Source organism: Ferrovibrio sp. (genome assembly GCF_017994015.1).
Classification (GTDB): Bacteria; Pseudomonadota; Alphaproteobacteria; order Ferrovibrionales; family Ferrovibrionaceae; genus Ferrovibrio.
The window spans coordinates 1-25616 of record NZ_JAGOLP010000014.1 but is presented as its reverse complement, the minus strand read 5'-3'; the positions used below and the strand labels follow the sequence as shown (position 1 = coordinate 25616).

26 protein-coding genes, 1 tRNA gene, 2 pseudogenes and 1 CRISPR repeat array are annotated in these 25616 nt (G+C 61.5%); of the genes and pseudogenes, 11 read left to right on the top strand and 18 right to left on the bottom strand.

What is annotated here, in order from left to right; all coding sequences use genetic code 11:
• Positions 1 to 49 precede the first annotated feature (49 nt).
• Together KBB36_RS09565 and KBB36_RS09560 are read left to right on the top strand one after the other, a co-directional pair.
• Entirely contained in the window at positions 50 to 433 is a 384-nt protein-coding gene (locus KBB36_RS09565; protein ID WP_290979358.1) for a c-type cytochrome, read from the top strand.
• 89 nt (positions 434 to 522) lie between these two features.
• Positions 523 to 654, top strand: coding sequence for a hypothetical protein (locus tag KBB36_RS09560; RefSeq protein ID WP_290979356.1), 132 nt, complete (start codon positions 523 to 525; stop codon positions 652 to 654).
• A gap of 70 nt (positions 655 to 724) precedes the next feature.
• On the opposite strand, the gene KBB36_RS09555 is transcribed toward KBB36_RS09560, so the two are convergent.
• Entirely contained in the window at positions 725 to 1708 is a 984-nt protein-coding gene (locus KBB36_RS09555) for a WD40 repeat domain-containing protein (protein ID WP_290979353.1), read from the bottom strand.
• 99 nt (positions 1709 to 1807) lie between these two features.
• Between KBB36_RS09555 and KBB36_RS09550 the strand changes: the two genes are divergently transcribed.
• Both KBB36_RS09550 and KBB36_RS09545 read left to right on the top strand, forming a co-directional pair.
• On the top strand, positions 1808 to 2518 hold the full coding sequence (locus KBB36_RS09550) for a superoxide dismutase (RefSeq protein ID WP_290979350.1): 711 nt from the start codon (positions 1808 to 1810) through the stop codon (positions 2516 to 2518).
• 208 nt (positions 2519 to 2726) lie between these two features.
• Entirely contained in the window at positions 2727 to 3332 is a 606-nt protein-coding gene (locus KBB36_RS09545; protein ID WP_290979347.1) for a superoxide dismutase, read from the top strand.
• A gap of 75 nt (positions 3333 to 3407) precedes the next feature.
• Here the strand turns inward: KBB36_RS09545 and KBB36_RS09540 are convergent, their stop codons facing one another.
• The 6 genes and pseudogenes from KBB36_RS09540 to KBB36_RS09515 all read right to left on the bottom strand — a co-directional run.
• A complete protein-coding gene (locus tag KBB36_RS09540; RefSeq protein WP_290979345.1) occupies positions 3408 to 4373 on the bottom strand; it encodes a formate dehydrogenase subunit gamma in 966 nt (321 codons plus the stop codon).
• 22 nt (positions 4374 to 4395) lie between these two features.
• A complete protein-coding gene (fdh3B, locus tag KBB36_RS09535) occupies positions 4396 to 4992 on the bottom strand; it encodes a formate dehydrogenase FDH3 subunit beta (protein WP_290979342.1) in 597 nt (198 codons plus the stop codon).
• 23 nt (positions 4993 to 5015) lie between these two features.
• A complete protein-coding gene (locus tag KBB36_RS09530; RefSeq protein ID WP_290979339.1) occupies positions 5016 to 7931 on the bottom strand; it encodes a formate dehydrogenase subunit alpha in 2916 nt (971 codons plus the stop codon).
• Positions 7932 to 7974: 43 nt separating this feature from the next.
• Positions 7975 to 8178 (bottom strand): twin-arginine translocation signal domain-containing protein, encoded by a 204-nt coding sequence (locus KBB36_RS09525; RefSeq protein ID WP_290979336.1) that lies wholly within the window; start codon positions 8176 to 8178, stop codon positions 7975 to 7977.
• A gap of 32 nt (positions 8179 to 8210) precedes the next feature.
• Positions 8211 to 8846, bottom strand: a complete 636-nt coding sequence (locus KBB36_RS09520) for a molecular chaperone TorD family protein (protein WP_366933179.1) — start codon at positions 8844 to 8846, stop codon at positions 8211 to 8213.
• A pseudogene (locus tag KBB36_RS09515) lies at positions 8823 to 9020 on the bottom strand (helix-turn-helix domain-containing protein); the annotation flags it as partial. The pseudogene KBB36_RS09515 and the gene KBB36_RS09520, both read right to left, overlap by 24 nt.
• A gap of 294 nt (positions 9021 to 9314) precedes the next feature.
• Between KBB36_RS09515 and KBB36_RS09510 the strand changes: the two are divergent.
• Together KBB36_RS09510 and KBB36_RS09505 are read left to right on the top strand one after the other, a co-directional pair.
• Entirely contained in the window at positions 9315 to 9557 is a 243-nt protein-coding gene (locus KBB36_RS09510; protein WP_290979333.1) for an Arc family DNA-binding protein, read from the top strand.
• Positions 9538 to 9915: a type II toxin-antitoxin system VapC family toxin gene (locus tag KBB36_RS09505; protein WP_290979330.1), complete on the top strand. Its 378-nt coding sequence runs from the start codon at positions 9538 to 9540 to the stop codon at positions 9913 to 9915. Before KBB36_RS09510 ends, KBB36_RS09505 begins: the two co-directional genes overlap by 20 nt.
• Here KBB36_RS09505 and KBB36_RS09500 read toward each other — a convergent pair.
• From KBB36_RS09500 to KBB36_RS09450, 11 genes are all read right to left on the bottom strand, one after another.
• Complete coding sequence (locus KBB36_RS09500) at positions 9904 to 10500, bottom strand: DUF3306 domain-containing protein (protein ID WP_290979327.1); 597 nt, start codon at positions 10498 to 10500, stop codon at positions 9904 to 9906. The two genes, KBB36_RS09505 and KBB36_RS09500, sit on opposite strands and share 12 nt — an antisense overlap.
• Positions 10500 to 11039: a DUF3305 domain-containing protein gene (locus tag KBB36_RS09495; RefSeq protein ID WP_290979324.1), complete on the bottom strand. Its 540-nt coding sequence runs from the start codon at positions 11037 to 11039 to the stop codon at positions 10500 to 10502. The genes KBB36_RS09500 and KBB36_RS09495 overlap by 1 nt, the downstream gene beginning before the upstream one ends.
• 16 nt (positions 11040 to 11055) lie before the next feature.
• Positions 11056 to 12072 (bottom strand): DUF6352 family protein, encoded by a 1017-nt coding sequence (locus KBB36_RS09490; protein ID WP_290979321.1) that lies wholly within the window; start codon positions 12070 to 12072, stop codon positions 11056 to 11058.
• The gene (locus KBB36_RS09485) at positions 12062 to 12547 is read right to left on the bottom strand and encodes a DUF6505 family protein (protein WP_290979318.1); all 486 of its coding nucleotides are present in this window, start codon (positions 12545 to 12547) and stop codon (positions 12062 to 12064) included. Before KBB36_RS09485 ends, KBB36_RS09490 begins: the two co-directional genes overlap by 11 nt.
• Entirely contained in the window at positions 12544 to 13257 is a 714-nt protein-coding gene (locus KBB36_RS09480) for a biotin/lipoate--protein ligase family protein (protein WP_290979315.1), read from the bottom strand. Before KBB36_RS09480 ends, KBB36_RS09485 begins: the two co-directional genes overlap by 4 nt.
• Complete coding sequence (gene mobA, locus KBB36_RS09475) at positions 13254 to 13880, bottom strand: molybdenum cofactor guanylyltransferase MobA (RefSeq protein ID WP_290979312.1); 627 nt, start codon at positions 13878 to 13880, stop codon at positions 13254 to 13256. The genes KBB36_RS09480 and mobA overlap by 4 nt, the downstream gene beginning before the upstream one ends.
• A 3-nt stretch (positions 13881 to 13883) precedes the next feature.
• Positions 13884 to 14774, bottom strand: coding sequence for a formate dehydrogenase accessory sulfurtransferase FdhD (locus KBB36_RS09470; RefSeq protein WP_290979309.1), 891 nt, complete (start codon positions 14772 to 14774; stop codon positions 13884 to 13886).
• A 22-nt stretch (positions 14775 to 14796) separates the two neighbouring features.
• Positions 14797 to 15228, bottom strand: a complete 432-nt coding sequence (locus KBB36_RS09465; RefSeq protein WP_290979307.1) for a CBS domain-containing protein — start codon at positions 15226 to 15228, stop codon at positions 14797 to 14799.
• 38 nt (positions 15229 to 15266) lie between these two features.
• On the bottom strand, positions 15267 to 16202 hold the full coding sequence (locus KBB36_RS09460) for an exopolyphosphatase (protein WP_290979304.1): 936 nt from the start codon (positions 16200 to 16202) through the stop codon (positions 15267 to 15269).
• A 76-nt stretch (positions 16203 to 16278) separates the two neighbouring features.
• Positions 16279 to 16923, bottom strand: a complete 645-nt coding sequence (locus KBB36_RS09455; protein WP_290979301.1) for a glutathione S-transferase family protein — start codon at positions 16921 to 16923, stop codon at positions 16279 to 16281.
• A gap of 29 nt (positions 16924 to 16952) precedes the next feature.
• Positions 16953 to 18173, bottom strand: a complete 1221-nt coding sequence (locus KBB36_RS09450; protein ID WP_290979298.1) for a CaiB/BaiF CoA-transferase family protein — start codon at positions 18171 to 18173, stop codon at positions 16953 to 16955.
• A 171-nt stretch (positions 18174 to 18344) separates the two neighbouring features.
• On the opposite strand from KBB36_RS09450, the gene KBB36_RS09445 reads away from it, so the two are divergent.
• The 5 genes and pseudogenes from KBB36_RS09445 (at position 18345) to cas2 (ending at position 25113) form a co-directional block, all read left to right on the top strand.
• A tRNA-Ser gene (locus KBB36_RS09445) sits at positions 18345 to 18434 on the top strand.
• A 595-nt stretch (positions 18435 to 19029) separates the two neighbouring features.
• Positions 19030 to 20155, top strand: a pseudogene (locus KBB36_RS09440) (IS3 family transposase).
• A gap of 555 nt (positions 20156 to 20710) precedes the next feature.
• Positions 20711 to 23824 (top strand): type II CRISPR RNA-guided endonuclease Cas9, encoded by a 3114-nt coding sequence (gene cas9 / locus KBB36_RS09435; RefSeq protein WP_290979295.1) that lies wholly within the window; start codon positions 20711 to 20713, stop codon positions 23822 to 23824.
• A 9-nt stretch (positions 23825 to 23833) separates the two neighbouring features.
• Positions 23834 to 24763 carry a type II CRISPR-associated endonuclease Cas1 gene (cas1, locus tag KBB36_RS09430; protein ID WP_290979292.1) on the top strand — a complete coding sequence of 310 codons (930 nt, stop codon included), beginning with the start codon at positions 23834 to 23836 and terminating at the stop codon, positions 24761 to 24763.
• A complete protein-coding gene (cas2, locus tag KBB36_RS09425) occupies positions 24760 to 25113 on the top strand; it encodes a CRISPR-associated endonuclease Cas2 (RefSeq protein WP_290979289.1) in 354 nt (117 codons plus the stop codon). Before cas1 ends, cas2 begins: the two co-directional genes overlap by 4 nt.
• 72 nt (positions 25114 to 25185) lie before the next feature.
• A CRISPR array of direct repeats spans positions 25186 to 25616; the repeat unit is 36 nt; unit sequence AGCCTAGCATTTCAGAAATCGTGGTCTAGGCGGAAC.

The following is a 25616-nucleotide window of genomic DNA, read 5'->3' as shown; positions in this document are numbered from 1 at the left end:
ATTATAGTGTTTCACGGTCGCCAAGGCCAGCTTGTGGGGGTGTTGCCGCGTGTTCAGATCATTTCTTGCTCTGCTGCTTTGCCTGCTGGCCCTGCCGGCTTTTGCCGCCGACCTGGAACCGCCCAGCCTGGAGCGTGGCGAGGAGCTGTGGGGCAAATGCCGCGCCTGCCACAGCCTGGAGCAGAATGGCCGCAATCTGGTGGGGCCGCGCCTGTTCGGCATGTTCGGCCGCCAGGCCGGCAGTGTGGCCGATTACCGCTATTCCGAAGCGATGAAAACGTCCGGCGTGATCTGGACCGATGCCAACCTGGATGCCTATCTGGCGGCGACGCAGGATTTTATGCCCGGCAACAAGATGTATGGCGGGCTTGCCATCGCCCAGGACCGCGCCGATCTGCTGTTCTGGCTGAAGCACAAGCTGGGCGTGAAATAACGCGCGACAGGGCGCTGAAAACAAACGGATTTGTTGCCCAACCAGACGGCGCTTGCTATAATCCGGCCATAAATTCCGGGAGGGTACCCATGAAAGCCTTTATCGCTGGTTCTGCTGTTGCCGTGCTGCTCGCCGTGGCCGCTGCCTTTGTGCTGGATACGGTCAACAAGCCGGTGGACACTGCCTACACCACGCAGAGCGCCCGCGTCTCGCATAACTGATCCCGCGCCGGTTTTCCGGCATTACTGCATGCCCGCGCCAGCCGGTCGCGGGCATTGTCCTGTCTGGGCCCTACTTGCCGGGTTCAACCGGCTCTCCGGTTTCCAGCGACCATACCTTGATCACCGTGTCATAGCCGCCGGAAATGCCACGTTTGCCATCGGCCGAGAAGGCCACCGTCCAGACCGGCTTTTCATGGCCGGCGAATTGGCGCAACTGCTTGGCCTCGGCGATATCCCAATAGCGCATCAGCTTGTCGCCACCGCCCGAAAGCAGCTTTTTGCCATCCGCCGAGATTGCCAGCCCGGTGACGAAGGCGGCATGGCCCGGCAAACGACCCAAAGCCTTGCGCCCGGCAATATCCCATAAGCGCAGCGCGCCATCGGTGGAGCCGGTGATCGCGGTGCGGCCATCCGGCGTCACCACCACGGCATTCACGCTGGCTTCATGCCCGGTCAGGCTGGCGATTTCCTTGCCCGAAGCGATATCCCAGATTTTCAGCGTCAGATCGTAGCTGACCGAAACCAGTTCGCGGTCGCCCATGGCAAACGCCACCTGCATCACATTGGCCTGGTGGCCCTCGAAGCTGCGCAGCAATTTGTTGCCGGCCAGATCCCACAGCCGGATGCTGCGATCCCAACTGGCGGAAGCGAGCGATTTGCCATCGCGGCTCAGCGCCAGCCCGGCCACGTTGTTGACATGGCCTTCCAGCCGGGCGGTTTCCTTGCCGGTTTGCAAATCCCAGCGAATGATCTTGTGATCCCAGCTGCCCGAAACCGCCGAGCGGCCATCGGGCAGGAACAGCGCTGCGTTCACCGAAGCGGTATGGCCATCCAGCACCTTAAGCTCACTCTGCGCGCGTAAATCCCAGAGCCTGAGCGTGTAATCCCAACTGGCCGAGAGCAGGCTTTTGCCATCGGGCGACACCGCCACGCTATTCACCATGGCGCCATGGCCGAGCAGATCGGCGCGCGCCCCGGACACCGGCAAAAGCAGCAACAGGCCAGCCGCCAGCAGCAGTTTCCAGCCCGTATCGCCAAGCCTTGCCCCGATCATTCCGCGCCTCCCATCTGCCGCAACCGGCTGCCGGCTTTTGTGTTATGCTGCCATCAGCCGGTGCCAAACCGGCAGCAATAATCCAGGGAGACAACCAGCATGTCCAGTCGAAGCTCGATGGTGCTGCGCCCCACGCGCCGCCATTTTCTGCACGGATCGGCTTTGCTCGCCGGCAGCAGCCTGTTCGCCATGCCGCATATTGCCCGCGCCGCCGCGCCCTTCACACTCAAGCCTTTGCCTTATGCGGATAATGCGCTGGCCCCGGTGATCTCGGCCGATACCATCGGGTTTCACTATGGCAAACATCATGCCGGCTATCTTGCCGCCGTGAACAAGGCGCTGGAAAGCGATGATCTGCGCAGCCAGGCGATGGCCGACATCATCAAGGCCACCGCCACCAACCCGACCAAGGCCGGGCTGTTCAACGCCATCGCCCAAGTCTGGAACCATGATTTCTACTGGGATTCACTGCATCCCAAGGGCGGCGGCAAACCCACTGGCCGCATTGCCGAGCGGATCAATGCCTCTTTTGGCGATTACGACAAGTTCAAGGCCGCCTTCACCGCTGCGGCTTTGGGCCAGTTCGGCTCGGGCTGGGCCTGGCTTTGCGCCGAGGGCGACAAGCTGACCATCCGCCGCACCGCCAATGCCGATACGCCGGTTTATGTTGCCGGGGTGAAGCCGCTGCTGACCATCGATGTGTGGGAGCATGCCTATTATCTGGATTATCAGAATCGCCGCGCCGATTATGTCGCCGCCGTGATCGACAAGCTGCTGCATTGGGAATTTGCTGAGAAGAATCTCGGCTGACCACCCAACCATCCGGCCCGCTTCAGCGCCACCGCCCTCGCCATGCTACCGGTGGGGGCGTTTTTTTGTGCCTCATTCCAGCCATTTTATGGGTGCGAAATGGTTTTCCCCAGCGCCAAGGCGCGCTACTTGAATCCCGCCCAGACAGGTAACTCCCGCCGGCTCGGCCACCTGGCCGGGCCTGGCAAAACGCAAGAGGAATTTTGGTATGACAGCCCCTTTCAGCATGAAGCCCCTCCCCTATGCCGATGATGCGCTCAGCCCGGTGGTTAATCCCGGCACCATCGGCTTCCACTACGGCAAGCATCACACCACCTATCTCAACAATCTGAACAAGTTTGCCAGCGAAGATGCGTCGCTCCAGGGCAAGAGCCTGGAGCAGATCATCCAGGACAGCGCCGGCAAGGCCGACAAGGTGGCGATTTTCAACAATGCCGCCCAGGTCTGGAATCATGATTTCTATTGGGATTCGCTGGCGCCGAAGGCCGGCGGGCAGCCCTCTGGCCGCATTGCCGACCTGATCAAGGACAGCTTTGGCGACTACGCCAAGTTCAAGGCCGATTTTGCCGCCGCCGCCGTGGGCCAGTTCGGCGCCGGCTGGGCCTGGCTGTGCCTGGAGAACGGCAAGCTGACCATCCGCAAGACCCCGAATGCCGAAACCCCGCTGACCGTGGCCGGCGTCAAGCCGCTGCTGACCATCGATGTGTGGGAGCATGCCTATTATCTGGATTGGCAGAACCGCCGCCCGGATTATGCCAATGCGGTGATCGACCAGTTGCTGAACTGGGATTTTGCCGAGAAGAATCTGGGCTGATCCGAGTATCAGGCCAAAATGAAAGCGGCGGTCTAACGACCGCCGCTTTTTTTGTGCCTCGGTTATGCCGGGCGCTCAATCGTCGCCGGCTGCCGCCTTGCCGCCGCCAAGCTGCTGCTGCACCCAGAGGCTGTGATGCTCTTTCGCCCAGTTCACATCAACCTGGCCGCTGCCCATGGCGTCAAAGGCGCCTTCCATGCCGATCGAGCCGATATAGATATGGGCCAGGATCACCGCCACCAGCAGGATGCCGGCAATGGCATGCACCAGATGCGAAATCTGCATGCCGGCCATATCGGTGAAGTAGAACGGGAACATCAGGATATAGCCGGAAACTGCCAGCGCCACGGAGCCCAGCACCACCAGCCAGAACAACACCTTCTGGCCACCGTTGAACTTGCCGGCTGCCGGATGCACGCCCTTCTTCAACACGCCGCCGCCCTGGGCGAACCAGGCTGCATCCACCGCGTTGAAGATATTGTGCTTGATCCACATCACCGCCATCAGGAATACGCCGAGGCAGAATGGGAAGCTGAGATAGTTATGCGCCACCTTGCCGAAACTGGCCAGCGAGGCAAAGGCTTCCGGCCCCAGCACCGGCCGCACCACGGTGAGGCCGAAGGCCAGGTTCAGCCCTGACAGGCCCAGCACGATGAAGCTGGTGGCGGTGAGCCAATGGGCAAAACGCTCAACGCCGTTGAAGCGCTCGATGGTGCGGCCTGACAGGCCGTGATCCACCTTGATGCGGCCACGGATCGCCATGAAGGCGGCCAGACCAACCACCACCAGCAGCAGCAGCCAGCCGCCGAGCGATTTGACCGGGCCTTCGCGCATTTCACGCCATTCGCGGCCCTGCGGCTGGATCAGCAAAGCGGATTTGGCATCCGGGATCGAGACCCGGCCCTGCACCGGATTCTTGAGCTGCTCCAGCAGGGCCGCATCATTGTTGGCCGGCGGCTGCGGCTGTGCCTGCACCGGTGCAATCGCCAGCATGGCGACCACGGCAAAAGCGGCCAGGAAACCTCGTTTAACGAAGATCATGCGCTGTTCCTTCCCTGAACCGTCAAGCACCCAGACCGCCCTTGTAGGCAGTTGCCCAGCCCCAGGCGCCCGAGCCATAACCACGGCGGCTGACGCGCTCCTTGTAGATTGAGGCAATCACATCGCCATCGCCGGCCAGCAAAGCCTTGGTCGAGCACATCTCGGCGCAAAGCGGCAGCTTGCCTTCGGCCAAACGGTTGGCGCCATACTTGATGTATTCTTCCTTGGTGTTGTCGGCTTCCGGGCCACCGGCGCAGAAGGTGCACTTGTCCATTTTGCCGCGGCTGCCGAAATTGCCGACCTGCGGATATTGCGGGGCGCCAAACGGGCAGGCGTAGAAGCAATAGCCGCAGCCGATGCACAAATCCTTGGAATGCAGCACCACGCCTTCCTCGGTCTTGTAGAAGCAATCGACCGGGCAGACCGCCATGCAGGGCGCATCTTCGCAATGCATGCAGGCCATCGAGATCGAGCGCTCGCCCTTCTGGCCGTCATTCAGCGTGACGACACGCCGGCGATTGATGCCCCAAGGCACCTCATTCTCGTTTTTACAGGCAGTGACGCAGGCATTGCATTCAATGCAGCGCTCGGAGTCGCAGAGGAATTTCATGCGGGCCATGATGATGTCTCCCTAACCGGCGCTCAGGCCGCCTCGATGCGGCACAAAGTGGCCTTGTTCTCATGCATATGGGTAACCGGGTCGTAGCCATAGGTGGTGACGCCGTTCACCGACTCGCCGAGCACCACCGGATCGGTGCCTTGCGGGTAGTTCTTGCGCTGGTCCACGCCCTGCCAGAAGCCGGAGAAATGGAACGGCATGAAGGCAACGCCCTTGCCGACGCGCGGTGTGACCAATGCCTTGACCTTGGCCTTGGATTTGCTCTCCGGGCCATAAACCCAGACATCCTGGCCATCCTTGACGTTGAGCCGCGCCGCGTCGTCGGGATTGATCTCGACGAACATGTTCTGCTGCAACTCGGCGAGCCACTTGTTGGAGCGGGTTTCCTCGCCGCCACCTTCGTATTCGACCAGACGGCCGGAAGTGAGGATGATCGGGAAATCCTTGGTCACATCCTTGTCCTGGATGCTCTTGCCAAGATGCGGCAGGCGGTAATCGCGGCGATCCGCCATGGCCGGATACTTGCCGACAAGATCACGCCGCGAGGTGTAGATCGGCTCGCGATGCACCGGGATCGGATCGGGCAGGCCGAACGCATTGGCGCGCGCCTTGGCATTGCCCATCGCCTGCACACCATGCGCCATGGTGACACGGATGATGCCGCAGCTCAGGTCGATGGCCCAGCCGACGCCATCGGGATTGTTGCCGCCGATACGCTCGATCGTGGCGCGTTCGGCATCGGTCAGTTCCTTGTCCCAACCCATCTTCTTGAGCAGGCCATAGGTGAATTCGGGATGACCGTCCTTGATTTCCGAATCGACCGGATAGGAGCCATCGGCCAGCAGCGAGACGCCGTTGCGTTCCACACCGAAGCGGGCACGGAAAGCACCGCCGCCATCCTTCACCGGCAGATTAGTGTTGTAGAGCACATGGGTGCCCGGATGCTTCATCTCCGGCGTGCCCCAGCACGGCCAGGGCAGGCCATAGAATTCACCCTTGAGCGGCCCCTTGGTGGCGCGTAGCGAGATGATATCAAAATCACCCTGATGCTTCATATGCTCCTTCAGGCGTTCCGGCGACTGGCCGGAATAGCCGATGGAGATGGTGCCGCGATTGATCTCGCGCAGGATGTCTTCAACATTCGGCTCGTCGCCGGCATCGATCTTGATGTTCTTGAACATCTCCTTATCGAAGCCGAGCTTCTGGGCGAACTTGTAGAGAATCCAGTGATCCGGCTTTGATTCAAACACCGGCGGCACAATCTGCTCGCCCCATTGCAGCGAGCGGTTCGAGGCGGTGCGCGAACCACGCGTTTCAAGCTGGGTGCAGGCCGGCAGCAAATAAGTGCCGTTCTTGCGATCCGGCAGGGCGGCGGCGGTGGTCGGGTGCGGATCCACCACCACCATCAACTCGACCTTCTCCATGCCGGTGCGCATCTCGGTCATACGCGGCACGGTATTGCCGCCATGGCCCCAGAAGAACATCGCCTTCACGTTGTCCTTCTGCTCCAGGTCCTTCTTTTCAGCGAGGACAGCGTCGAACCAGCGGGTCGACGGGATGCCCTTCGTCTCCATCATCTTCTTGTCCTGGAAGCGTGACAGCATCCAGTTATAGTCAACCTCCCAAACCCGGCACCAATGTTTCCAGGCGCCTTCCACCAAGCCGTAATAGGCCGGCAGCGAGGTCACGTCGAGGCCGAGATCGGTGCAGCCCTGCACATTGCAATGGCCGCGGAAGATGTTGGCGCCGCCGCCTTCAACACCGATATTGCCCAGCGCCAATTGCAGGATGGAGAGCGCACGCACATTGGCGGTGCCAACGGTATGCTGGGTAACACCCATGCACCAGATCAGGGTGCCGGGCTTGTTCTTCGCCATGGTCTCGGCGACGCGCTTCATCTGCTCGCCCGGCACGCCGGTAACTTTTTCCACCTCGTCCGGGGTCCACTTGGCCACTTCGGCGCGGATGTCATCCATGCCGTAAACGCGCTGGCGGATATATTCCTTGTCTTCCCAGCCATTCTGGAAGATGTGCCACAGCAGGCCGTAGATCACGGGGATATCGGTGCCGGGCCGGATGCGCATGTATTCGGTGGCATGCGCCGCCGTGCGGGTGAAACGCGGATCGATCACGATCACCGGGGCGCGGTTCTTTTCCTTGCCGCGCAGCACATGCTGCAACGACACCGGATGCGCCTCGGCGGGATTGCCGCCCATGATCACAATGCACTTGGAATTGTGAATGTCGTTGTAGCTGTTGGTCATCGCGCCGTAGCCCCAGGTATTGGCGACGCCGGCAACAGTGGTGGAATGGCAGATACGGGCCTGATGGTCGATATTGTTGGTGCCCCAGAAGGCGGCAAGCTTGCGGAACAGATAGCCGCCCTCGTTGGAGAATTTGGCCGACCCGAGCCAGTAGACCGATTCAGGGCCGGACTTCTCACGGATTTCGAGCAGCTTGTCGCCGATCTCGTTGACCGCAACATCCCAGGAGATGCGGGTCCATTTGCCATCGACCAGCTTCATCGGATACTTCAAGCGGCGGTCGCCATGGGTCAATTCGCGGATCGACGCGCCCTTGGCGCAATGCGTGCCGAGATTGATCGGGCTTTCCCAGCTCGGTTCCTGGCCCACCCAGACGCCGTTTTCCACTTCCGCCGTGACGGTGCAGCCGACCGAGCAATGGGTGCAGATATTCTTCTTCTTTTCGATCTTGGCGCCGGCCGATGGCGCCGCTTCGGCGCGCTTGACCATGCCGCCGCCGAGCGTGCCGATGGCGGCCAAACCGCCCGCAGCCATGCCGGAAGCCTTGAGGAAACCACGGCGATCCATGGTTTCAAGCGCGGCGCCCGCGAGCATGCCGCTCAGGCGGCTATGCGCCACAGAACCGGATTGCGCACCGGATTGCACGGCAGTGGTGGAACTTTTTTTGATCAGCATGGTGGAGCCTCCCGATCCTGCAACAGTCGCCTGTGATAACCGTTCAGAGCCGGTTCTGGGCGTAATAGGTCTTCACGTGTTCGGTCTCCTTGTAGCGCGCCTTCTTGCGCTCCTGCGCATTCTCGGCCGCTTCAACCTTGGCAGGGGCAGCAGCCACCACGGCAACGGTGGCGGCAGCGGCGCCTACACCGGCACCGCGCAGAAAATCGCGCCGGCCCAGTTTCTCTTGCTTGTCTTGCTTGCTCATATCCGGTCCTCCCGTGAAAAACGGCGCGCGGCTCAGGCCGCGAGCGCAAAACCCTGTGATTCGATGGCAAAGAACAACCGTCCGATGCGGCCCAGCGGGCGCAGCAGGGCTGCGCTCTCGGCGGCTTCAAGATCGGCAAAGAACTTGTCGGCCCAGGGCGCCAGATGGTTCTGGAAAAAACGCTCCTGCTGCGCCAGGGCAGCCGGCGCCACGCCGTCACCGCCGGCAATCAACTGGCCCATCATTTCGCACAATGCGCCGATATGATCCTCCGGCTCCACCACGCCATCGGCAGCGGCAAAGCCCAGGCGGCGCATATCGCCGCGCAGGCTGGCCAGCGGCTGCTCAAACAGGAAACCGGTGCGGTAATACGAGGCATAGGGCAGCAATTCGCCGCGCGCCAGGCCGATAAACAAGGCGTCCCATTCCTCCTGTGCCCGCTCCAGCGAGGTGGCACGCGCCAGATGAGCCAGTTCGGCAATCGCCTGACCCAGTGCGGAACCATCACCCTTGAGCTGCCCCAGTGCGGTCAGCAGGCCGGTATCCGGGCGGCGCGACAGGCAGCGCGCCAGCAAGGCATACATCTGCGCCCGCCAGACTTCCTCTTCCGGCAGATCAGGCAAGGCACCAGGGGCATCGGCATCGGGAAACAGGTCGGGCCGCAGCATGTGGCGGCCGACCTGGCCACCGGTGGCCTTCTCGATTGGCAGCACATATTCGGCGGGGATACGCTCGGCACGGTTGAGCCAATGCCAGACATTGGCCTGCTTGACGCCAAGCAGCCGGGCGAGCTGGGTCTGCCCACCGACGATCTCGATTGCCTTTGCCAATGCTTCTGACACGGTATCTCCCCTGCCCGTTCATCCTACTAATCGTTTTGTTGTTAGGCAATCTTTATCCGCCGGAAGTGCTTGAAAACAAAGCACAATCTCTTCGCAATTGCGAAATTTTGCGAGTGATTTTCAGTAGCTTTGATAATGAGTATTAGTCTCTATATTTCATTTGGCGGAATTTCCCGGAAAAGCCTATTTATCGCCGAATAATTTGCATGCAGAGCGGATGAAGGCAGAAGTTGTGATTGCAGGTGTGAAACACGCATTATATGGTTCCGTTATGGAGCCATATTGGAGCCTGCCATGCCCGTAACGCTTTCGATCAAATCAGTGCCCGATTCTCTGGCGGAACGCCTGCGCCAACGCGCAGCGCGTAATCATCGCTCACTGCAAGGTGAGTTGATGACAATCATTGAGCAGGCCGGCCAGGAGCCGCAGCTTGATATCCAGGCTGTCTATGAGGAAATCGAGCGGCTGGGTTTGAAAACCTCGAATGAATCAGCGGCCATGCTGCGCGAGATGCGAGATGGCCGTAATCGTGGTTGATGCCTCGGCCTTGGCCGCCGTGATCTACGGCGAACCTGAGGCAAGCAGGATGGTGGCGGCCCTGGCCGGTACCGAGCTTAACGCCCCGCTGCTGCTGCGCGCCGAGATGGCGAATATATGCCTGATGAAAAGCCGACGCGCCGCCCATCTGCACACACAGCTATTTGCCGCTTTTGATCATTTCCAGCATCTGCGCATCACCTATCATGATGTCGCCGACAGGGCGGCGGTAAATCTGGCGGAGCGCCATGACCTGACGTTTTATGATGCCTGCTATCTTTGGCTGGCAAACCAGCTTGATTGCCGGCTGATCTCGCTGGATCGTAAATTGCTGGCAGCCGTAGCCTCAGGCCGGTAAGGCGCCGCCATGGCGGCGGCGCGGCGGCAAGGGTGCCGCTTCGGCCGGCTCAACAGTCTGTTCCGGTGCTTCGGCCAATGGTGCTTCCGGCGGCAACGGCGCGATGCGCAGTGAGCCGGTGCCAGTACCAATATCGGCGCCTGTATCACTGGGGGCTGCCTCGGCGGGCGATACCACAGCGCTGGTTTCCGCTAGCTGCTCGCCTTGCTGCTGCTCTGCCGGTTCATCGGGCAGGATTTGCTGCACAAATTTTTTGATATCGTCGGTCGGCAGCAGGTCGCCATAACCCGGCGCGGTGAAATCCCAGTTATATTCCACCAGCGGCTTGTATTCGAGCACACTCGGCTCGGTCAGCCACAATTTGCGCAACGCGGCCTGGCGCAAACCTGCCGGCACACCCTTGGCCAGAAAGACCGAGAAATCACTCTCCGCCGTCAGCGTCTCGATTGGCGGCAGGGTAGCCGGATCGATGGCGGCTTCGGCCTCGGCCGGCGGCTCGGCCTTGGCCTTGGCTTCAACCGCCTCGGCCTGGCGCACCGCCTGTTTGCGCTGCGCCCAGCGCGACAGGAAGCTGTCGCCGCTCATCACTCATCCTCCGGCATCTGGCGCAACGGATCGCTGGCATAAAGCCGGGTGCGACGCGCCAGCGCTTCGGGATCGGCCTTGTCACGCTTGCGTTTGTATTTCTCGGTGCGCGGCGGATAGCGCTGCACATAATCCTGCATCCAGTCACGCACGCCGGGCGGCATCGGCACAAAATCCACGATATCGTCGCCGGTATCGTTATGGGCATGCGCCTCGCCGGGGTCCACCGAGGCGCCGTAAAGCTCGATGCGGCCGGCCTCGGCGCTGTGGCGCAGAAACACCCACACCGCCGGCTCGCGGCCTTCCAGGTTATAGGCGTAGGTTTCGCTCTCATGGCGATACAGCGTCAATTCCGCCGTGCCAGCATAAAAATGTGTCCAATCCTCGCCCTCGGCCACCTTGGTCCAGGGCGGCGATTGCGGCACACCATCCAGCACCTGCACCGGGCGCCAGACAAAATCGATCCACGGGCTGGTGGCGCGGCGGCGTTCCAGGATCACGCCGACCAGGCGGGTTTCGGTTCCGGGCGGCAGGGCCATGGCTTCACCTCCGCTTTCAATGACCAGTATTGAGCGGCAAGTTTACCACCAAATTCTGCGGCTTCATCCGTACATTGCCGGCCCTGTCCTGGGCCAGCCCGAGATAGACCGGCCGGCCGGCAACCCGCGGCAGCATCAGGCTGGGATCGCGGAAATCCAGGCGGAACAGCGCCAGCACCTGCTTGAGCCGCTCCTCCGGCACATCCTCGCCTTGATACAGCGCATTCATGATGGTGCTGGCCTCGGCATCCAGGCCGACATGCCACACCCAGCGCTCGTCGCGGATGGTCTGCACCGGCTGCACCTGCACCTCGGCGCCCAGCAGATGGCCGATCCAGGCTTCCAGCACACGGGCAAAGGCATCCTGGCCCGGCCGGGTGAAGCTGATATCCAGCACCATGTCATGCCGGTCGCTGCGCGCCCAATAGGCTTCGCCATTCTCGCGCGTGAGAATATCCATCTCCACTTCGCGTAAAACCGTGCCGGCTTGCGCTACCAGGGCGCCGAGCGCACCGAAGCCGCCGGTGCGGCCCAAGCCCTCCACCGTCTCGTCATCCGCCAGCAGGATGGCGCCATCGCGCAACGAACTGCGCTGCACGCGGAAAAACAATTCCGCCGCACGGGCCTGAAACGGATCGTCGCGCCCTTCCAGCAGGCCGCGCAGGATCACGGCGGCCATCTGGTCGATGAACAAAGCCGGCAAGGCCGGCGCACCGGGGCGGAACAGCGCGCAATAAGCCGTCTCGACACTGCCGCTCTGGTGCAACAGGTCACGCAGGCGCAAGAAAATGGCAAAATTCTCGCGCGCATCGGGATCAGCCAGGGCGGCCAGTTCAGCCGATGACACGGCGCGCAAAGGTTCGCGCAGCAGGGCAGCATGCAGGGCGCGTTCCTGCGCACAGGCCTCGTCGGGCGGCATCATCTCGGGCCGGCTCAGATAGGCGCGGATAAAATCCTCGGTCACGCCCAGGCGGCCTTCCGCCGTGCGATCAAGCAGGTGATAGCCACTGGACAGCCAGAAATCATGGCTCATCGGCAACAATCTCCCATAATTTGGCGTGTGGCTTTTCGCCGGGCGGGGTCACAACGCGGAACTGCTCCACGATATGCTCTCCCTCCAGCCGGCGCGACAAGGCCAGCAGTGTATTGACCGGATGTTCGCAAAGGCCGGCGGCATATTCGAGTTCCTCGCGCGCGGCGGCCTCTGCCGCGGCCCGGCTGGGCGGATTGAAGCGGCGACCGATCTGCTGCGCCAGCAGTGTGACGGCAGCCTCAAACTCCGCCTCCGGCACGCTGGCCACGCTGACCAAGGTGGTCCAGCCGAAACTGGCGATGCCCAGGAAGCCATTGGCAAAAGCCTGGCGGGTCTTGCCGGCAATGGCCTCGGGCGCGATATCGGCAAACATGAAAGCGCCCGGCACCGCCCATTCGCCGGGCTGGGCGCAGGGATCAAAAATACGGCTGTCGGTGGCATCAAGCTGGATGCAGCGTGGCAATTTGCGGATCATGCCGATATCGCCTCGGGCAACACCCAGCTTGGCTGTCGCAAGGCCGCGCGCAGCACACGCAGCCGCTTAGCCGTGCCATCATGCAGCCACAGATCGCCATTCGGCTCCAGCTTGGCCTCGCGCAGGGCCTGAAATGCCTCGGCGGCGCGGCGCACCGGCTCGAATCCGGTTTCCTGCCAGCGATTGAGCCAGGCAAGCAGATGATGCGCCACGGCTTCCACCAGCAGCTTGGCCGTCACCTCGCCGCAGCCCTCTTCATGCAGGCTGGTATATTCCAGCTCCAGGCCCGGCGCATCGGCGTCGCCAAACGGCGCCAGTTGCAGCGTGAAGCCCAGCACCAGCCAATCCGGCACTTCAAGCATGCCATGCTTTTCCACCAGCGCACCATGCGCCAGGCGCAAGCCGCCGGCGGTGGCATCATTCACCAACAGGCGATCCGGCCAGCCCAGCGTGATCGGGGTTTCCGCCGGCGCCAGCCCGGCCAGGGCATCCAGCAGCGCCAGCAGGCCAACCTGGCTTAAGCCCAAAGCCGCATCCAGCGGATCAAGCGGGCGCAACAGCACCGCGGCATTAAAGCGGTCGGCACGATCCTGCCACAGCAGCAGGCCATCCTCAGCCCCGGCCTCGGCGGCGGCAATGGCGCTTTCAAACGCATCATCCAGACAGAGCCGGGCTTCATAACCCGGCGGAAAAATCGGCCAATCCTTCATCCCTGCCGCCCCCACTGCATCAGCAACGCTTCCGCCTCGGCCAGTTCCTCCGGCGTATTGGCATTAAAAAACGGATCAACCGGCAACACGGCAAAATCCGCCACCGCCAGGGCGTGCCGGGCGGTCCAGATATCCACCTTGCGCAAACCTTCCTCGGTCACGGCACGATGCAGATCGTCATGCAGCACCAGCGGCCACAGCCCCACCACCGGATTGGGCCGCCCGGCCGAGGCAACACAGGCCAGTTCGGCCTGTGCCGCATCACAGGCGGCTTCAAGCCGCGCCACCAGATCAAGCGGCAGGAACGGCCCGTCGCTCGGCACGGTGACAATATGTGTGGTTTGTGGCCGGTGCTGCCGCGCCCAGGCCAGACCGGCCAGCACGCCGGCCAGCGGCCCGGCAAAATCCGGCACCGCATCGGCCGCGACAGGTAGCCCAAAGGGCGCAAAACGCGCCGGATCGCCATTGGCATTGAGGATGATGGCGCCGACCTGCGGCCGCAGCCTTTGCAGGATGAGCTCCAGCAGAGGCCGGCCGCCAAGCTGTTTCAGGCCCTTGTCGCCGCCGCCCATGCGCCGCGCCAGGCCGCCAGCCAGCACCACGCCCAGAATATCACGCGCCATCGCTTAAATCTCTGCCATCGCGGCGCCCTTGCGGCCGCTGCGCGCCGGTTCATCCTGTTGCTGGGCCGGATCGGCATCAAAAACCAGCCGTTCGGCGCCGGAAAGCGCGATAAAACGCCGGCCCTTGGCGCGGCCGATCAGGGTCATGCCCAATTGCTGCGCCAGTTGCACGCCCCAGGCGGTGAAGCCGGAGCGGCTGATCAGGATCGGAATGCCCATCTGCGCCGTCTTGATCACCATCTCGGAGGTAAGCCGCCCGGTGGTGTACATGATCTTGCCGGCGGCCGAGAGGCCATGCTGACGCATATAGCCGGCGATCTTGTCCATCGCGTTATGGCGGCCAACATCCTCCATATAGACCAGCGGCCGATCCTGTTCGCACAGCACGCAGCCATGAATCGCGCCGGCTTCGAGATACAGGCTGGGGCAGAGATTGATCTGGCGCGACAGGGCATAGATCCATGCCGTATGCAGCCGCGCCGCCGGATCGAGCGTCACGCCATCCAGCGCTTCCATCATGTTGCCGAATACCGTGCCCTGGGCGCAGCCGGAAGTGAGCGTTTTCTTCTTCAGCCGTTCTTCATAATCGGTGCGCCGCGCCGTGCGCACCACCACGGTATCGATCTCGGCGTCAAAATCGATGCCGGTGACTTCATCATCGGGCAGCAGCATATGCTGGTTGATCAGATAGCCAAGCGCCAGGTAATCCGGGTAATCGCCGATCGTCATCATGGTGACGATTTCCTGGCCGTTGAGATAGAGCGTCAACGGACGCTCCACCGGCACCCGGGTTTCTGCCGGGCGGCCATCCTGATCGATCCCGGCCACCGCTTCGGTGAGACGTGGATTGCCGGGATCGGGACGTAGGATGAAGTGGGGCGAAACCTGTTCCATGCCGCTCTATATAGTATGCCGCTCAGCCGGTGGCGATATATTGCCGCAATGCCTCGGCTTCAAGCTCGGTATCGGCAATGCGGCGCTTCACCACATCGCCGATCGAGATCATGCCGACCAGCTTGCCTTCCGCCATCACCGGCAGATGGCGGATACGCCGCTTGGTCATCACATGCATCACATCCTCGATGGTGTCGGCCGGGGCGCAGACCATCACATTGCGGGTCATCAGGCTTTCAGCGCTGCGTTCCAGCAGGGCGCCGCCATGCTGGGCCAGGCCGCGCACCACATCGCGCTCCGAGAGGATGCCGGCGATACCGCCATCGGGGTTCAGCACCAGCACGGCGCCGATGCCATGGCCGGCAAGCAAACTGCACACCGCCGCCAGGCTGTCGCCCGGCTTGGCGGCCACCATGTCTCCGCCCTTTTCCTTCAGGATCATTGCGACATTCATGACGCTTCCTCCTTTTCCTCAGGCTGCTGAAAAGCTGGCTACAAATCCTCCCGCAACGAGGTGACGATCTCGCGCAACACGCGGTCGGCTTCTTCATTGGATATCTGGCAGGTGCCGGCGCCGGCATGGCCGCCGCCGCCGTAATGCAGCAGCAGCGGGCCGATCTCCAGTCCGGGCGCGCGGCCGAAGATGGTCTTGCCCACCGCCAGCACAGTGTTGCGCCGGTTCACGCCCCACAGCACATGCACCGAAATCGAGCAGCGCAAATAGAGTGCATAAACCATGAAGCGATTGCCGGCCCAGATGGTTTCCTCGTTGCGCAGATCAAGCACCACCACATTGCCCTGCACCTTGCCGCAGCGCAGCAACTGCTCGCGGAAACGTGGCTCATGTTCGAAATACAATGCCGCACGCTCGGCCACATCAGGCTGCGCCAGGATATCGGCGATATCGCGGGCCGAGCGGCAGTAATCGATCAGGTCCAGCATCAGCTGGTAGTTCGAGATGCGGAATTGCCGGAACCGGCCCAGGCCGGTGCGCGCATCCATCAGGAAGCCGAGCAAGGCCCAGCCCTGCGGCTGCAACACTTCTTCCACCGTGAAGGCGGCGGAATCGGTCTTGTCCACTGCCGCCATCATGGCATCAAAATGGCGCGGAAAACGCTCGGCGCCGCCAAAATGCTCCCACACCACCCGGGCAGCCGAGGCGGCACCCGGCCGGATGATGTGATTGGCCGGCGCCGCGCCCACCCGGAAAGCCTCGCTCAGATGATGATCGAAGCAGAGATGGCATTCCGGCGCATAGGGCAGATTGGTGACGATATCGCGCGGCCCAATGGCGATCAGGCCATCCTGCATGTCCTTGGGATGCACAAAACGGATCTCGTCGATCAGGCCGAGTTCCTTCAGCAGCACGGCACTGGCCAGGCCGTCGAAGTCGCTGCGTGTCACCAGCCGGTATGTTCCGCCGCTCATCCGATCCTCCGGTGTGGCAGATGCCCAACAGTGTCGGCCAAGAGCGGCGCCATGGCAAGGCCCCTTGGCGGCGCCATCATTTGGCCAGCATCTTGGCCATGCCGGCGGCGATTTCCTCCAGCACCCGGGCAGTGACCGGATCGGCCTGCAAGGCGGCCCAATAAGCTGCCAGCTTGGGCGTGGTGAATGGATCGGGCAGGCCGAGATGCCGCGCCAGGATATCGGCCAGCGCCAGAACCGGCGCCAGCGAACAATCCGCCAGGCTGTACCCCTCGCCTACCGCAAACGGGCCGGGGCCAAGATGATGCTCCAGATAACCCAGGCTCTTGCCCAGCGCCGCCGCACCGCGGGCCACGGTTTCGGCATCGCGCCGCGCCGGATCAACCTGGCGGAATAACTGCCCCAAAGCGGCAAACACATACACATCGCCAAGCTGCGCCAAAAGCCGCGCCTTGGCGCGCAATTCAGCCACCGCCGGCCGCAGGCTGGGCGCGGGGAAAACATCTTCCAGATATTCCAGGATCACGTTGGATTCCGGCAGCGTGCTGCCATCATCCAGCACCAGCACCGGGATTTTGCCGATCGGATTCAGCGCCAGGAATTCCGGCGCCTTCAGCCCCTCGCGCGGCGGAAACACGATCTCCACCGGCAGCTCCTTGCGATAAATCGCCAGCCGGACGCGCGCGGCATAGGGCGAACCTTTCACGGAAACCAGCTGCATGTTTGCCTCCCCAGGCTATGCGGATTTTTTCAGATGATGCCACGCTGGCGCAATTCGGCCAGCCGGGCCGGATCAAAGCCAAGCTGCTCGGCCAGCACTTCGTCGGTATGTTCGCCCAGAAGAGGCGGGCCGCGATCATAGCTGACCGGCGAATCCGACAGCCGCAACGGGCTGGCCACGCTGGGCACGCTGCCCTGCTGGCTATGCGGCACATCGCGGCGCAATTGCCGCGCCTGCACATGCGGATCGGCAAATACCTTGTCCACCGTGTTGATCGGGCCGCAGGGTACGCCGCGCTTTTCCATCGCCGCGATCAGATCGGCCATGCTGCGCTTGGCGGTTTCGGCCTGGATCAGCGGGATCAGCGCATTGCGATTGGTCACCCGCGCCGCATTGCTGCTGAAACGGGCATCCTGCGCCCATTCGGCATGGCCCAGCTCGGCCACCAGCTTGGCGAACTGGCCATCATTGCCCACCGCGATGATGACATGGCCGTCGCTGGCCGGAAAACTCTGATACGGCACCACGGTGGCATGGCCATTGCCGATGCGTTTCGGCGCCTCGCCGCCCACCAGATAATACAGCGCCTGATTGGCCAGGGTGCCAACCTGCACATCCAGCAAGGCCATATCCAGATACTGGCCGCGGCCGGAGCGATGCCGCTGCTGCAAGGCGCCCAGGATGGCGATGGTGGAATACAACCCGGTCATCACATCGGCCAAAGCCACGCCGGCCTTTTGCGGCCCGCCGCCGGGCAGGTCGTCGCGCTCGCCGGTGATGCTCATCAGCCCGCCCATGCCCTGGATCAGGAAATCATAGCCGGCGCGCGGCGCATAAGGCCCGGTCTGGCCAAAGCCGGTGATCGAGCAATAGATCAGGCGCGGATTGAGCGCCGACAGGCTGGCATAATCCAGGCCGTATTTTTTCAGGCCGCCGAATTTGTAATTCTCCACCAGGATATCGGCCCGCGCCGCCAGATCGCGGATGATGGCCTGGCCCTCGGGCGTGGCCATATCCACGGTGATCGAGCGTTTGCCGCGATTGGCGGCCAGATAATAGGCCGCATCGGCGGGCTGGCCGGTGGCCGGATCGGTCAGGAAGGGCGGCCCCCAGCGCCGCGTGTCGTCGCCCTCGCCGGGCTTTTCCACCTTGATCACCGTGGCGCCCAGATCGGCCAGATTCTGGGTTGCCCAGGGGCCGGCCAGCACCCGGCTCAGGTCCAAGACCAGAATGTCGTCCAATGCCCGCATAAGCCCCGCTCCCCAAACGGCAATTGCCTGATTCCAGGGCGCCATCCTAGCGTGAACGGCGGCGCAGCTTAACCCCCGGGCGGGCCTTGCGGGCCTGGGCCGCATCGGTTATGGTCCGCGCCGCTTTCGACCCCGGCCCGGGCCACACCCGGGCCTTAGCGTCTCAGATGCGGAGAGGTGCCAGAGTGGTCGATCGGGGCGGTCTCGAAAACCGTTGAGCGTGCAAGCGTTCCGTGGGTTCGAATCCCACCCTCTCCGCCAGAATTTCCAAATTATTCAATAAATACAATATGTTAATTTTTGAATTGCTCTTTACCCATCTTTATACCCATCTAAATTTCTAGCTGGTAGTTTCCAGACAAATGCTCTGGGAATGGCAGGGCATGACCGTAAAAAAAGTGATTACCTATTTCGGTCGACGCAGGAAGAGAAACTCAGCCAACGCGATCTAACAGCGCTAACGCAGACCTATTCGGTTTGCCATGGAGAGTAAAATCGCCACACCCTACAATCCGACCCGATGTTACCCAGCCCCCTGAAGAGAATGCAGTTCCTGCTAGACCTGTGGGAAACGCGCCGCAGCACCAGCATCTTTTCGTTGGGCGCCCGGTCATTCAATGAAGGTCTGCGGCGCCAAGTCTCCGACTTCGACTATCTGGACTCATCTGCCCGTCCGGAAGCCGAAAAGGTGCGTGCATACATCGACGCGATGATGTCGAGATACCCTTGGCGATATCGCCGGGCGCTTCGCGACCGCATCAGGTCGAAAGACCGCATAACTCACACCAGCGCATGCTGAATAGCCCCCTAGATTCGTAGACGTCTTCTTCCCTAATTTTGAGGCAAGGAGGCCAAGATGGGCAAAGCTAATTTCAGCGACGAGTTCAAGCGGGACGCGGTGCGTCAGATCACGGAGCGGGGCCATCCGGCCGCGGAGGTCGCGCAGCGCCTGGGGGTGAGCACGCATTCGCTCTACGAGTGGAAGCGGAAGTACGCTACGCCAGTCGACAAGGGCAACGAGCAAGCCGAGGAGAACCGTCGGCTGAAAGGGGAACTGGCGCGGGTCACCGAGGAGCGCGACATCCTAAAAAAGCGGCCGCGTACTTCGCCAAGGATGCAAAGTGAAGTACGCCTTCGTTTCCGAGCATCGCGGGCAGTTCGGCATTCGTGCCATGTGCCGGTGTTTGAGCATCCATCCCAGCGGCTTCTATGCCTGGTTCAGGCACCCGTTGAGCAGCCGAGCGCAGGAGGATATCCGCCAGACCCGGCTGATCGAGGATGCCTGGAAGCAGAGCGGCAAGGTCTATGGCTATCGCAAACTGCATGACGACCTGCGGGACCAGGGCGAAACCAGCTGCGCCAACCGCATTGCACGCCTGGCCCGATTAGCCGGAATCAGGGCCCAGATCGGCTATCGGCGTCGGCCGGGTACCCATGGCGGCAAGCCATTGGCCGTGGCCGATAATACCCTGGCCAGGCAGTTCGACGTCGCTGCCCCAGATACCGCCTGGGTGACCGACATAACCTTTATCAAGACCATGGAGGGCTTTGCTTATCTGGCCGTGGTCCTCGACCTGTTTTCACGGCGCGTCATCAGCTGGTCCCTGCAAAGCCGGCAGACCAGCGAGGTTGTCCTGCAGGCTTTGCACATGGCTGTCTGGCGGCGGAAGCCGCAGAACACGGTGCTGGTCCATTCCGATCAGGGCTCCCAGTTCACCAGCATGGACTGATCATCCTTCCTGCGGCACCACAATCTGACCCATTCCATGAGCCGGCGCGGGAACTGCCACGACAATGCCGTCGCTGAAAGCTTCTTCAACCTGCTCAAACGTGAAAGGATTCGGCGGAGGACATATCGAACCCGCGATGAAGCTCGCCAGGATGTGTTCGATTACATCGAGGTGTTCTACAATCTGACCCACAAGCATGTCCACAATGGCATGCTATCGCCTGTCGAGTTCGAGCGGAGACATCAAACCTAACCCCGAAGGTGTCTACAAAAATCGGGGCTATTCAGCCAGAGCAAGGCCGGATCCTATGGCCTGGGCAAATTTAAGACCGTCTCCAGCAGCATATACGTTGGGCTGAACCTCCTTTAGCGTCTCGAAGGATAGGTTGCCCACGACGAGCTGACTTTCAGCTGATTTCTGGCTTTGACTAGGCGGGGATAACGGGAGGCGGCTGGAAATATTTCAAGTTATGCCTCCTGGCCATTCATCTTTTACGAATCCCAAACGGCAAATGCCTGCTTATCAAATGCAATCGTTTCAGGACTGAACCGTTTAGCTGATACACCTCCGTAAACCGCAGCGCTAACCGCGCCCTACTGATCGGAAAAGAAAATTTCATGTTATGCGGCGCGGCGGCCTATTCATTGGCGCAAAGCATGACAAAGGGGGCCGGAGCCCCCTTTGCGATCTTGTGACGATCTGATCGTCTTGTTACCGACCAGACCACGATTTCTGAAATGCTATGCAAGGTTGCCTATTTCCCAGAAAATTGTCAAGTTAATAGTTAAACGGGTATTGGGGGGCGGAATGAGATACCGACTGGCGCTTGATATCGGCACCAATTCGATTGGCTGGTGGATGTATCAGCTCGCCCCTCACAACAACCCCCTTCGGTCGCTGGGCGGCGGCGTCCGGATTTTCAAGGACGGCCGGAACCCGAAGGACAAGACCTCGCTGGCCGCCACCCGCCGGCTCGGCCGCTCGATGCGGCGGCGGCGCGACCGCTATCTGCGCCGCCGCACCAAGCTGCTGAACCGGCTGATCGCGTGCGGCCTGCTGCCGACGGACGAAACCGCCCGCCGGGCGCTGGTGACGCTGGCCCCTTACGCCCTGCGCGCTGCGGCGCTTGATCGTCGGCTCGAACTCCACGAGATCGGCCGCTTGTTGTTCCATCTGCATCAGCGCCGCGGCTTTAAGTCAAACCGCAAGACCGACAGGGGTGACAGCGAACGCGGCGTGGTGCGTCAGGGCGTCAATCGCCTCCAAATCCTGATGGACGAGGCAGGCGTCCGCACACTCGGCCAGTTCCTCCATACCCGCCAGCTAAACGGCGAATGGGTACGTGCTCGCAAACGCCCGATGCCCAATGAAAAGGGCAAGACGGTCGAGCAGTATGACATCTACCCAGAACGCGCCCTGGTGGAAGCCGAGTTCGATATCGTCTGGGCCGAGCAGGCGAAACACCATCCGGCGATCATGACGGTAGAAGCCCGCGCAAAACTGAAGGATGCAATCTTCTTCCAGCGCCGGCTGAAGGCGGTCGACCCCGGGGTCTGCACCTTCAAGCCAGATGAACCGCGCCTGCCATGGGCCGATCCGCTGAGCCAGCGGCGGCGGCTCTATGAGCAAGTGAACCAGTTGATGATTGTTATGCCGGGCCAGAAAGGCGTCGCCCTCACGCGGTCGCAGCGTGACCTTGTCGCCGCGGCGCTGCTGGCCAATCAAAAACGCACCTTTATCCAGATCCGGCGGCTACTGAAACTCACCCCGGATCACAGGTTCAACCTTGAAAGCGACAAGCGCAAGGATTTGGTCGGCGATGAGACCGCCGCGATTCTGTCGAAAGACGAGCATTTCGGTCCTGGCTGGCGCAAGCTGCCGCTGGATCGCCAGCGTCGGATCGTTACCCGCCTGCTGGAGGACGAGGATGAGCAGGCGCTGGCTGCGTGGCTGCAGCAGGATTGCGGTCTGGACGGCGCACAGGCCATCGCGGTGGCGCTGGCGCTGTTGCCGGAGGGTTACAGTGCGCTGGGTGAAACCGCCACCCGGGTCATCCTAGCCGAACTGGAAAAGGATGTGGTGGTCTACAGCGAGGCGGCCAGCCGGGCGGGCTATCACCATTCCGATTTCCGCACCGGCGAGATTCGCGATGCACTGCCCTACTATGCCGACTGGTTGCCAACGGCAGTCAGGCTGGGCACCGGCAATCCGGAGGATGACGAGGCGACGCGCTACGGCCGCATCGCCAATCCGACCGTGCATATCGCCCTCAACCAGCTGCGCCGCCTAGTCAACGAACTGATTACCCGGCACGGCCATCCGGAGCAGATCGTCGTCGAATTAGCTCGAGACCTGAAGGCCAGCAAAAAGCAGCGTGAGGAACAGGACAAACGGCACACCGCCAACAAGAAACAGGCCGACACGCACCGGGAAACTCTGGCCAGTCTGGGCCAGCCGGATACCGGCGAAAACCGTCTTCGCCTGCGGCTGTATGACGAACTAGCACCGCTAGAACACAAATGCCCCTACAGCGGCAAACCCATCAGCCAGCGTATGATCTTCAGCAGCGAAGTTGAGATCGATCATATCCTGCCTTTCTCAAAAACGCTGGATAACCGCTTCGACAACCGCGTTCTGGTACTGAACGAATGGAATCGCCGCAAGGGCAACCGCACGCCCTACGAGGCCTTCGGAGCAAGCAGTGACTGGGAGAATATCGCGGCTCGGGCGGAGCAGCTTTCGGCAGGAAAGAGACGGCGCTTCCAGCCAGATGCGATGGAATGGTTCCTGAGAAACGAGAAGGACTTTCTCGCGCGCCATCTGACCGATACTCAGTATTTGAGCCGCCTTGCCAGACAGTATCTCTCGGCGGTCTGCAATCCTGATCAGGTCTGGGCAATTCCCGGTAGCCTGACGGCATTGATCCGCGGGAAATGGCGCTTCGACGAATTGCTGGGTAGCAACACCAAAAACCGCGACAACCACAAGCACCACGCCAAGGACGCCGCGGTGATCGGCCTGATCGATCGGGGCCTCCTGAACACCATGTCTCGTGCATCCGCACAGGCGGAAGACCGCGACGGGCTTGAGCACATTGAGGTGCCGATGCCATGGCCGGGCCTAAAGAACGAAATCAAGACCCATCTGGATGCTATCGTCATCAGTCACAAGCCCGAGCGCAGCGAAGCCGGCAGCGGGCGGATCGGCAAGTTCTTCAAGGACATGGCCTATGCTGTGGTTGGCGCGCCTGACAAACGCGGCGTGCCGCTGGTGGCCCATCGCGTGCCGCTGGAGAGCCTGAAATCTGCCGCCGACCTTGAGGCCATTCACAATAACGAACCGCTGAAGGAAGCCCTGCTGGCCGCCACGCATGGTAAGGATGGCAAGGCATTCACCGAAGCCCTGCTGGCCTTCCGGGAAGCTGAAGGTCCCTTCAAGGGCATTCGTCGCGTCCGCGTGGCTGAACGACGCAGCGTGATCCTGGTTCGCAATCGACAGGGGGTTGCCTATAAGGGCTACGCTTCGGAGGGAAATTTCAGCTTCACCATCTGGCGACTACCGAACGGGAAATGGCAATCGGAGATTGTGTCGCTATTCGATGCTGCGCAGACGAAGTTGGCATCAGCAATCCGCAGCGCTCACCCCACAGCGAAAAAGATCATGACCCTGCGGCAGGACGATATGATCGCGATCCAGGATGCGGAAGGACGCCGTATTATGCGGGTGGTGAAATTCTCCACCAACGGGTCAATGCAGCTGGCTGAGCATTTCGAGGCGGGCACATTGAAGGCCCGCGATGCCGACAAGGATGACTATTTCAGTTACACGAACACGTCTGCCAGCGGCTTGCAGAAACTTTCAGCCCGCAAGCTGCGCATTACTCCGGGCGGAAAGATTTACGACCCCGGCCCTCTGGAATGAGGTCGGGCCATGGAGCGCATAGTCGATATCAGTCAGCACGGCCAGCATCTCAGCATCTACCGCGGATTCTTGCTGGTTGAACGTGATGGCACCGAAGTCGGCAGAGTGGCGCTCGACGATGTCGCCGCCCTGCTGGTCCATGCCCACGGCATCACCTACTCCAACAGCGTACTGGTCGAACTAGCAGCCCGCAATGCGCCGCTGGTGGCCTGCAGCGCCAATCACTTTCCAATCGCCTTGTCGCTTCCGATTGACGGCCATCACGATCAAGGCGGCCGGCTGCGCGCCCAATGGAGTGCGCCACGACCGCTGATGAAGCGGTTGTGGCGAGATATCGTTGCCGCCAAGATTCGGGCTCAGGCAGCGCTGCTGCTCGCGCGCGGAGAACGTGGCGGTGAGGGTATTCGCGCCATGGCGCAACGGGTCAAATCCGGCGATCCAGAGAATCTGGAGGCGCAGGCTGCGCGGCGGTATTGGCCGCTGCTTCTCGGCGAAGACTTCCGGCGCGACCGCACCGCTGATGGTGCTAACGCCATGCTGAATTACGGCTATACAGTCCTACGGGCAGCGATGGCACGTGCCGTGGTCGGCGCCGGCCTGCATCCGACCATTGGCATCGCCCATATCGGGCGGGGCAATTCCTTCGCTCTGGTCGATGACCTGGTGGAACCATTCAGGCCGGTTGTCGATCATGTGGTCATCGGGTTGCTGCAGGATGGCGAGTACGAAGTATCCCGTACCGTGAAAGAGCGGCTGGCCGGAGTGGTCTCCATCGACATGCAATTCCCGGACTCCGTCAGTCCGCTTTATGTGGCGCTCAGCCGCCTGACTCTGTCGATGGCCAGGGCGTTCGAGAACGGCGACGGCAAGCTCGATTGCGCCCGTCCGATATTTGGGCCTCGGCAGCTTGGCTTTGGCGACGCAAAAGCCAGCGTATGAGCGGCAACACCACTCAATTTACGATCCTTAGCGGGTATCGCCTCATGTGGATGATGGCCTTGTTCGATCTTCCGGTAGACGACTCCCAGCGCCGCAGGGCGGCGACGGACTTTCGCAACGAGCTGCTTGATATGGGCTTCCAGATGACGCAGTTCTCGGTGTACATGAAGCACCTGACCGGCAAGGAGCAGGCCGAGTCGTTGACAAGGCGAATTGCGTCCGCCGTGCCAGAGTATGGGGATGTTAAAATCCTATGTTTCACCGACAAGCAATACGAGAATTTAGTCAGTTTTCGGGGGCGAAAGCGGGACACCGCTCCGCAAAACCCCGGGCAGCTGGCGCTTTTCTAAGCACTTCCGCTCGCTTTAGGCAGCTTAGATTTGCCGATAACACTGCCATTACAACAAGTTATCGACAAATCAAGCCTAGCATTTCAGAAATCGTGGTCTAGGCGGAACTTCATCACTTCTCTCCTTTCAGCGCGGCTTAGCCTAGCATTTCAGAAATCGTGGTCTAGGCGGAACTGATCACTGTATCCTGATCGATAGCAGTAAAGCCTAGCATTTCAGAAATCGTGGTCTAGGCGGAACTCTACTGGCAGCGGCGATATGCCGAGCTTGAGCCTAGCATTTCAGAAATCGTGGTCTAGGCGGAACGCCTGTTTCAGCGCGGCGGCCAAGAGGCGGAGCCTAGCATTTCAGAAATCGTGGTCTAGGCGGAACCAACGCCAGCAGCAGACGACCAAACGATGAGCCTAGCATTTCAGAAATCGTGGTCTAGGCGGAACCGACTTTTGCACGGCACCGCCAGCATCATGAGCCTAGCATTTCAGAAATCGTGGTCTAGGCGGAAC